Genomic DNA, 8,773 nt, shown 5'->3' with positions numbered 1-8,773 from the left:
TTATGGTTGCTCGTCCAATTCCGTCCAAGGGTGTACCCCCTCTGGCCTGGGCCGAGAGAGCTGCGTAGCTCGTTAACATGTCCACCGTAAAATCGTCGCTCGGTGGTCCGAAGAACTGAAGCCACTTCTAGTGGCGTCGACAGGGATGCCATGGTAAAGGGCGTGCCATCAACGCTGTCGAGGTGGAGAGATACTCGCTCACATCTTATAATTCAAATAGGAACACAAGTTTGAACGACAAACATATCCAGCGCATCTCGCAAGATCTGGCGCTCCCCAGTATACATGTAAAAGCCGTGGCCTCTCTCATCGACGAAGGCGCCACGGTCCCTTTTATTTCCCGCTATCGCAAGGAAGCCACGGGCAGCATGGACGAGGTCGCCGTAGGCAAAATCCGTGACCGGCTTATCGAGTTGGCCGAACTGGACAAGCGCCGCGACTCCATCCTCTCCTCCCTGGCCGAACGGGACCTTCTCACCGATGAACTCAAGAACGCCATTGAGAATGCCAAGGATAAGACCGTCCTTGAGGATCTCTACCTCCCGTACCGCCCTAAACGCCGGACGCGGGCGAGCATCGCCAAGGAACGCGGCCTGGCCCCTTTGGCAAAGTTGATATTCCAGCAGAAGGGCGTCAATCCGCAATTGGAGGCGCAACGCTTTGTCGCCGCCGACAAGGATGTCCCCGACATCGAGGCCGCCCTTGCCGGCGCGCGAGACATCATCGCGGAAGAGGTGAGCGAGCTATCCAAGGTGCGTGGAGCCCTCCGCGTCCTGTTCGTGAAGCGTGGCCGTTTCAAGTCCAAGGTCATCGCGAAGATGGCCGAGGAAGGGCAGAAATTCCGGGATTGGTTCGAGTGGGATGAGCCGCTCGTGCGTGTTCCGGGACACCGGACCCTGGCCATGTTCAGAGGAGAGAAGGAAAAGGTTCTCCGGCTCTCCCTGCGGCCGTCGGACGAGGAAGGCGTGGACCTGCTGATTCGCAACCTGGTCCATGGTTCCGGCCCCGATGCCCAAGAGGTCAAATTGGCCCTTGAGGACGGCTACAAACGGCTTCTTTGCCCCTCCATTGAAAACGAGGTCCGTGCCGAAATCAAGATGAGGGCGGATGCCGAAGCCATCGGCGTATTCGCCTCGAACTTGCGCGAGCTGTTGCTCGCGGCGCCGCTTGGCCAGAAGCGGGTGCTGGCGCTTGATCCCGGCTTCCGAACCGGGGCCAAGCTGACCGTTCTCGACGCCCAGGGCGCACTCCAGGATCACACCACGATCTATCCGACCGGCTCGAAGAAGCAGCAGGCTGACGCGGCGCACATACTTCGCAATCTTTGTTCCCGGTATGACGTCGAAGCCATCGCGATAGGCAACGGCACGGCCGGGCGCGAGACCGAGGCCTTCGTCCGTGAGCTCGGTCTGGGTATTCCCGTCGTCCTGGTCAACGAGTCCGGCGCTTCCATCTATTCGGCCTCGGAAGTGGCCAGGCGCGAGTTCCCCGATCTTGACCTCACCGTGCGCGGCTCCGTTTCCATTGGCCGCAGGCTCATGGACCCTCTGGCCGAACTGGTCAAGATTGACCCCAAATCAATCGGGGTGGGACAGTATCAGCACGACGTGGATCAGGCCGCTTTGAAAAAGGGGCTTGATGAAGTCGTGGAGCGGTGCGTCAACTCGGTGGGCATTGACCTGAACACGGCCAGCGTTGAATTGCTCACGCATGTCTCCGGCGTTGGGCCGGTGCTGGCTGAGAACATCGTGGCCTATCGGGACGGGAACGGCCCGTTCGCTTCACGGCGCGATCTGCTCAAGGTGGCCCGGCTTGGCCCCAAGGCCTTTGAGCAGGCCGCCGGGTTCCTGCGGGTCAAAGGCAAAGAGATTCTCGACAGCAGCGCCGTCCACCCCGAGCGCTATGCCCTGGTGAAAAAGATGGCCAAGGACGTGGGGTGCTCCATTTCGGAACTGGTCGCGGATGACGAATCCCGTGCCCGCGTGGACATCAACGCTTATGTCTCGGACGAGGTGGGCCTGCCGACCCTTCGGGACATCATGAATGAACTCGCCAAGCCCGGCCGTGATCCACGGGCGGAGTTCAGCGTGTTCTCCTTTGCCGAGGGGGTGAACGACATCAAGGATCTTCACGAGGGCATGAAGCTGCCTGGCGTCGTCACCAATGTCACCAAGTTCGGCGCTTTCGTGGATATCGGCGTCCACCAGGACGGCCTGGTGCATATCAGCCAGCTCTCGGACAGTTTTGTCCGTGATCCTTCCGATGTCGTGGCCGCAGGCAAAGAGGTGGAGGTGACTGTGCTCAGTGTCGATGTTCAACGACGGCGAATCGGGTTGAGCATGAAAAGGGGATAACCTCTTCGTTGGTCAGGTGAAGGGCGTTGAGGTTGATGCCTTGAACAGGCGTTAAGGGCTTCGCGGTGCAAGTGGCGATGCAGCTATTGATTGTTTAAATGTATCTACATGATAATATCAGGTATATTTGCCATTGTTCGCATCCCTCCCTCTTCGCCAAAGATCAAAATCACTTCGTTTCACGAAGTGTCAAAGGCCCTCAAAATGAGGGCCTTTTTCTTCTCCATGTGCCTTACTCCTCCTGGACCGGCTTGAACTTGGCTCCTACCCAGGAGGCGAGGACCACGAGGGCCGTGGAGATGAAGATCATGATGATGCCCAGGGCGGAGAGGCGGCCCCAGAGGCCGTCCTCGGAGAAGCGCAGGATCTGGACCGCCAGGACCTCGGTGCCCGGCCGCGAGAGCACGACCGAGAGGGTCAGCTCGCGCACGAACATCGTGGCCATGAGTATCCAGCCGGACACGATGCCCGGCACCAGCAGCGGGATGACGATGCGCCGCATGGTCTGGACGCGGCTGGCCCCGCAGACCAGTGACGACTCCTCCAGGTGGCTGTGCACCTGGACGAAGGCGCTGGCCAGGGGCCGCACCCCGTAGGGGAGGTACGTGGCGATGTAGCCGATGAGCAGGGCCCAGAGCGTGGCGTAGAGCGGCGTCTGGACGAAGAACCACATGAACCCCACGCCGATGACGATGCCGGGGAAGGAGAAGGACAGGAACGACAGGCTCTCCAGCAGGCCCGAGGCCGGGGTGCGCACCTTGACGATGACGTAGGCCACGAAGATGGACAGGAAAATGCCCAGAGTGGCCCCGCCCACGCCCAGGATCACGCTGTTCTTGAGCGAGAGCAGGGAGATGGGATCGTTGATCACGGCGAGCCAGTGCCGCCAGCTCATCATCGAGAACGCCTTGGCGCTGGGCACCATGGAGTACGGCACCATGGAGGTGTAGAACAGCACCAGCACGGGCAGCACGATGAGCACGAAGGAGAGCAGGCCGACCACCGCGAACATCGGGTAGCGCGCGCCCTTGAGCCGGATCACCGTGGGCCGGTAGCCCCGGCTGGAGATGGTCACGTACTTTTCGCTCTCGCGCGTCATGAAGCGGTAGAGGTAGATGAGCGTGATGGAGGAGGCCAGCACGACCATGCCCAGGGCCGCGGCCTTGCCGTAGTCGGCGGAAAAGCCCGTGGACACGGCCCGGTAGATGTGGGTGGACAGCACGTATATCCGGCCCGGCATGCCGATGACCGAGGGCACGGCGAACGAGGCCAGGCTGCGCACCAGGGACAGGATGAAGGCGGCCATGATCGCCGGGCGGAGCACGGGCAGGGTGATCCGGAACAGGGTGCGCAGAGGCGTGCCGCCGCAGACCCGCGAGGATTCCTCCAGGGCCACGTCAAAGGAGGCCATGGCCGGGGCGATGATCAGGTAGGCGATGGGCAGGTCGAGCAGCCCCTCGACCAGGATCATGCCCTCCAGGCTGTAGACGTTGAGGCCGCCCTCCATGCCCAGGACCTGCCGCAGGAACAGGTTGATGATGCCGTTGGAGGGGTTGAGCAGCAGGACCCAGCTCACGGAAAAAAGGATGTGCGGAATCATCATCGGGATGATGGAGATGACCCGGAACATGAACTTGAACGGGATGTCCGTCCGGTTGTTCAGGTAGGACAGGAACAGGGCCAGGGCGGTGGCCAGAAAGGACGAGCCGAGCACGAAGATCAGCGTGTTGACGATGATGCCGAGCAGCTCCGGGTCGGTGTAGGCCTCGATGTATTTGTCCAGGGTGAAGCCGCCCAGGGTGCCCAGGTTCGTGCTGAAACTGCCGATCACGAGCATGGCCACCGGACAGACGGTCAGGAACCCCACGATGGCGATGAGGGTCGGGGTGAGTTTCGAGTGCTTGGCGTACATGGCCCCTCCCTATTTGGTGAGCAGCAGGCAGTGGGCCGGGGTCACGGTCATGCTGACGGCGTCTCCCTCCTTGAGTTCCGAATCCGGCCGGACCTTGACGAACAGGCGGGTGTCCCCCACCAGCACCTCTCCCTCCATGGCCTCGCCCACGAAGACCAGGGAGTCGATCCGCCCGGTGATCCGGTTGGCCGTTCCGTCCTCCGGGGCCGCGCCGTCCTCCGCGATGTGCAGGAACTCGGGGCGCAGGGAGAGCACGACCTTGTCGCCGGGGGCGATGTCGGCCTGGGATGCGCAGCGCACCTCGCCGAGCGGGCATTCCACGGTGGTGGCGTCGGCCTCCCGGCTCTTGACCACGCCGTCGATCAGGTTGGTGCGGCCGATGAAGTCGGCCACGAAGTTGTGCTCGGAATGGAAATAGATGTCCCGGGGCGTTCCCTTTTCGATGATCCGCCCGTTCCGCATGACCGCGATGAGGTCGGACAGGGCCAGGGCCTCGATGCGGTCGTGGGTCACGTAGACGGCGGTGATCCCGAGTTCGGTGAGGAAGACCCGGAGGTCCTTGCGCGTTTCCTCGCGCAGCTTGGCGTCCAGGTTGCTCAGGGGCTCGTCGAAGAGGATGACCTTGGGCTCGGCGACCAGGGCCCTGGCCAGGGCCACGCGTTGCTGCTGGCCGCCGGAGAGCTTGGTGGCGGGCCGGTCCTCGAACCCTTCGAGCTGGACGAAGGACAGGGTCTTGGCGACCCTCCGGCGGATTTCGGCGCGGTCGGTCTTTCGGGTCTGGAGCGGATAGGCCACGTTGTCGAACACGGTCATGTGGGGCCAGATGGCGTAGCTCTGGAAGACCATGCCCAGGCCGCGCTTCTCGGGCGGGACGTAGATGTTGTTCCCGCCCGACCAGACGGTTTCCCCGCCGATGCGTATCTCGCCGGAATCAGGGGACTCCAGCCCCACGATGCAGCGCAGGAGCGTGGTCTTGCCGCAGCCGCTCGGCCCGAGGAGGGTGAATATCTTGTTGGCCGGAATGGTCAGGGTCACGTCGTCCAGGGCGTTGATGGTCTTGCCGCCGGACGTGTAGCGCTTGCAGAGGTTCTCGATTTGAATATCCATGTGTGCGACCTCGGGTTCACCTTGAAATGCGGCGTCGTGATGCGCAAACGCCGAAAACGCGGGCCCGTCCGGGGTTTGATCGGCCCGGACGGGCCTGTGACGGAAACGAAGACGGTTTAGTTCATCTCGAAGATGCGCTTGAATTCCGCGCCCCACTTGGCGAGCTCCGCGTCGGAGAGTTCGCGGATGGGGATGACCTTGGCCTTGTCCATGCCGTCGATGGGCGGGTAGACGCCGGGGTACAGCACGTATTCGCCAACGTCGGTGGCGAGCATGTTCATGGCCTTCCTGGACAGGAAGTAGTCCATGAACAGCTTGGCCGCGTTGGGGTGCTTGGCGTTCTTGGCGATGGCGATGCCGCGCGCGGTGCCCATGAGCGGCTGCTCAAGGCGCGCCCAGTCCAGCGGGGCCGGGGCCTTGGTGATGATGTACTTGGGCATGGAGATGCCGATGGCCTTTTCGCCGCTCTCGATGGGCGCGGGGGTCGGGCCGAAGGACTTCACGAACATGGGCCTGTTGGCCGCGAGCCCCTTGACGAAGGCCATCCATTCGGCCTCGCTCTCGAAGATGTTCTCCTTGAGCCCGATGAGCCAGGATATGGTGGTCGCGTGGGAGGCCGGGTTGGCCATGACGATGCGGTCCTTCCACTTGGGGTCGGCGAGGTCCTCGTAGCGCTTGGGGGCGTCCTCGGGCTTGACCAGGTCCTTGTTGTAGATCAGGCCCACGTACTCGATGCCGAACTGCTGAATCACGCCGTCAGTGGAGGCCCAGGCGGGGTACTTGTCCGCCTCGGGGGAACGATAGGTCGCCAGCACGCCCTTTTCCTTGAGCAGCTCCATGACGGGCAGGGGGGCCTGGAGCACGTCGGCCATGAGCTTGCCCGCCTGGAATTCGGTGAGCACCGTGGCCAGGAACTTGGCGGTGGAGATGCGGGTGTACTCGCCCTTGACGCCGGTGTCCGCGCCGAACGCCTCCATGATGGGCTCGATGGACGTGATGTTCGCGTAGAAGGTCGCCTTGCCTTCCGCCTTGGCCTTGTCGGCCACGGAACTCCCGGCCCATGCCGTTGTCGCCATGGCCATGATCAATAGGGAAAGGATAAGTTTCTTCATTGGGCAACTCCTTGTGGTTGACGCGGCGCGCCAACGGGTTTGCATGTTGGGGGGGCGGAAACCCGACCAGCGCCAATGGGCCCGAATACTCCCGATTATCCTTTTGCCGAGCCGTCTGGCCGGGACTGATGTCTACCCATCAAATCCCTTTTATTCAGGGCTGCAAAGATTGTCAAAGAAGTTGAAAAATAATTATGGCGTCGTGCGTTGAGGGGCGTGGGCGTGCCTTTCGGCGAGCAATGGCGGCGGTGCAACGGGCGCATCCCGCCGATGCGCCATCGCCGGATATGCGGCGCTGCGCGGGATTCCCTCCGTCCGGCCGCCAAAAAAGCAGCCCCGCCCCTCCGGACGGAGGGGCGGGGTCCTTGTCGTGGCGTTATTTCCGGGCCGTCAGATTATACTGTCGAGCAGGGAGCCGGTTGCGTGGGCTCCCAGCACGGCCTGTTGGAAGTCGTAACTCTGGGCCATGCCGGTCGGATCGCCGGCCGAGGTCCCGGAGTTCATGTTGTTGAGTGTCTTGGATACGAGCGCGCCCGCGACGGACGCCTTGTCCGCCGGAAGCATGCCCGAACCTCCGCCACTGTTGTTCAAGATGTCCAGGGTCTCGGAGGCCACGGCTGCGCCAAAGGCCTGGGTTCCAAGACCGCCGATTGCCATGGTCATAGTCTACCCTCCTTGTCCTCGGGTCGGAAATAACGCCTGTCCATCACGCGATGCCGGATGGAAATTTCTTGCCCCTCGGCGGTTGGGCAGCCGCAATCCCGGACACGCACCTCCAGGGGATAAATAAACGGCCTTATCCGCTCTATCGGCAAAATCCTCCATGTCTTTAGGGCGCGTCTGAACTTTTTTTATCCGGTTGCGGTTTTGGTTGGGCCAGTGGCAAAAAATCATGGTCGTGCGTGACAAGCGCGCTGGAGCAGTGTAGAAGATCCCAATGATGGAAATGATTCCCATTGTCGTCTCCGTTGCGGCCGGAGCTGGTGTCGGCTTCCTCCTGGCGCGCAGATACAAGGACCGGTGCGCCCCGTGACTTTTCCTTTATGCGGGAATCGGCGCGGGTTTCGCCGTGTTTGCACTACTGAAGTCCTTCTTCGAATAGATCAACACCAAAACAACAGGCGGTTTGTCTTCATGCGGACCAATTCGTTTTTCAGGACGGTGGTCCTGATCCTCGGTCTTGTGCTGTTCTCGGCAGGTTCCGTTTCGGCGGCGGGCCGGGTGCCCGTTTTCGTCAGCATCGTGCCTCAGCTGTATTTTCTGGCGAAAATCGGCGGCGACCGGGTGAACGTATCGGTCATGGTCATGCCGGGAGCGAGTCCGGCCACCTATGAGCCCACCCCGCGCCAGATGACCGGGCTTGCCAAGGCCAAGGCGTATTTCGCCGTGGGCGTGCCCTTCGAGTCCACCTGGCTCTCCCGGTTCGAAAGCGCCAACCCGACCATGGCCGTGGTTCGAACGGACGAGGGCATCGAGAAGATGCCCATGGCCGCGCACCATCACCATGACGAGGAGGAGGGCCACGGCCCGGCGGGCACCCCGCCTCCGGGCCCGCGTCACGATGACGACCATGCGGCGGGCGGCCCCGGCCACGGGTCCATGGAGCACGGGCGCGGCGACCACGACCACGGCATTCTCGACCCGCACATCTGGCTTTCGCCCCGGCTGGTCAAGGTCATGGCCCGGAACATCTACAAGGGGTTGGTGGAGATCGATCCGGCTGGGCGGCCGGAGTACACGGTGAACCTGAACGCCTTCCTGGAGGAGCTGGACGCCCTGGACGGCGAGCTCTCGTCCGTGCTTTCGGCGCTGCCTCCGGAGCGGCGGACCTTCATGGTCTTCCACCCGTCATGGGGCTATTTCGCCAGGGATTACGGCCTGCGCCAGATTCCCATCGAGTCCGAGGGCAAGGAGCCGAGCCCCGGAGAACTGGCCCGTATTGTCGAGACGGGCAAGGAACGCCACATCCCGGTGGTCTTCGTTCAGCCGCAGTTCTCCGAGCGCAGCGCCAAGGTCATCGCCTCCGAGATGGGGGCGAAGGTCGTGCCGCTCAATCCGCTCGCCCCGGACTGGAAGATGAATCTGCTGAAGGTGGCGGAAGCGTTCCGGCAGGCCCTGCAATAGGGCGCCGCCTACTCCATGGACTTGACGTCCTCCCACAATTTGTTGAGGGCGTCGAGCTCCATGGCGTGGAGGTCCAGGCCGCGCATTTCGGCCAGCTCCTCCATCAGGCGGAAGCGCTTGAGGAATTTCTGGTTGGCGCAGTCGAGCGCGCCGTTGGCCTTGAG

Annotated in this window: 7 protein-coding genes; 2 read left to right on the top strand and 5 right to left on the bottom strand. The window is 62.5% G+C overall.

The genetic code is table 11. From position 1 onward, the window contains the following. Window positions 1–230: 230 nt before the first annotated feature. Window positions 231–2,354 (top strand): Tex family protein, encoded by a 2,124-nt coding sequence (locus tag PHP91_RS16470; RefSeq protein WP_300143297.1) that lies wholly within the window; start codon window positions 231–233, stop codon window positions 2,352–2,354. Between the two features lie 232 nt (window positions 2,355–2,586). Here the strand turns inward: PHP91_RS16470 and PHP91_RS16465 are convergent, their stop codons facing one another. The 5 genes from PHP91_RS16465 to PHP91_RS16445 all read right to left on the bottom strand — a co-directional run bounded on the left by PHP91_RS16465 (window position 2,587) and on the right by PHP91_RS16445 (window position 7,442). Then, complete coding sequence (locus PHP91_RS16465) at window positions 2,587–4,266, bottom strand: iron ABC transporter permease (RefSeq protein ID WP_300143294.1); 1,680 nt, start codon at window positions 4,264–4,266, stop codon at window positions 2,587–2,589. 9 nt (window positions 4,267–4,275) lie between these two features. Beyond that, window positions 4,276–5,373 carry an ABC transporter ATP-binding protein gene (locus tag PHP91_RS16460; RefSeq protein ID WP_300143291.1) on the bottom strand — a complete coding sequence of 366 codons (1,098 nt, stop codon included), beginning with the start codon at window positions 5,371–5,373 and terminating at the stop codon, window positions 4,276–4,278. A 116-nt stretch (window positions 5,374–5,489) separates the two neighbouring features. Next, window positions 5,490–6,485, bottom strand: a complete 996-nt coding sequence (locus PHP91_RS16455; RefSeq protein ID WP_300143288.1) for an extracellular solute-binding protein — start codon at window positions 6,483–6,485, stop codon at window positions 5,490–5,492. Window positions 6,486–6,875: 390 nt separating this feature from the next. After that, window positions 6,876–7,148, bottom strand: a complete 273-nt coding sequence (locus PHP91_RS16450; protein ID WP_300143285.1) for a hypothetical protein — start codon at window positions 7,146–7,148, stop codon at window positions 6,876–6,878. A gap of 3 nt (window positions 7,149–7,151) precedes the next feature. Further along, on the bottom strand, window positions 7,152–7,442 hold the full coding sequence (locus PHP91_RS16445) for a hypothetical protein (protein WP_300143282.1): 291 nt from the start codon (window positions 7,440–7,442) through the stop codon (window positions 7,152–7,154). Window positions 7,443–7,619: 177 nt separating this feature from the next. Here PHP91_RS16445 and PHP91_RS16440 point away from each other — a divergent pair, with 177 nt between their 5' ends. After that, on the top strand, window positions 7,620–8,609 hold the full coding sequence (locus tag PHP91_RS16440; RefSeq protein WP_300143279.1) for a zinc ABC transporter substrate-binding protein: 990 nt from the start codon (window positions 7,620–7,622) through the stop codon (window positions 8,607–8,609). Window positions 8,610–8,773: the final 164 nt, after the last annotated feature.

Source organism: Pseudodesulfovibrio sp. (assembly GCF_028692895.1).
Taxonomy (GTDB): domain Bacteria; phylum Desulfobacterota; class Desulfovibrionia; order Desulfovibrionales; family Desulfovibrionaceae; genus Pseudodesulfovibrio.
The sequence above is the reverse complement of the archived record's forward strand: the minus strand, read 5'-3'. Positions and strand labels throughout refer to the sequence as shown.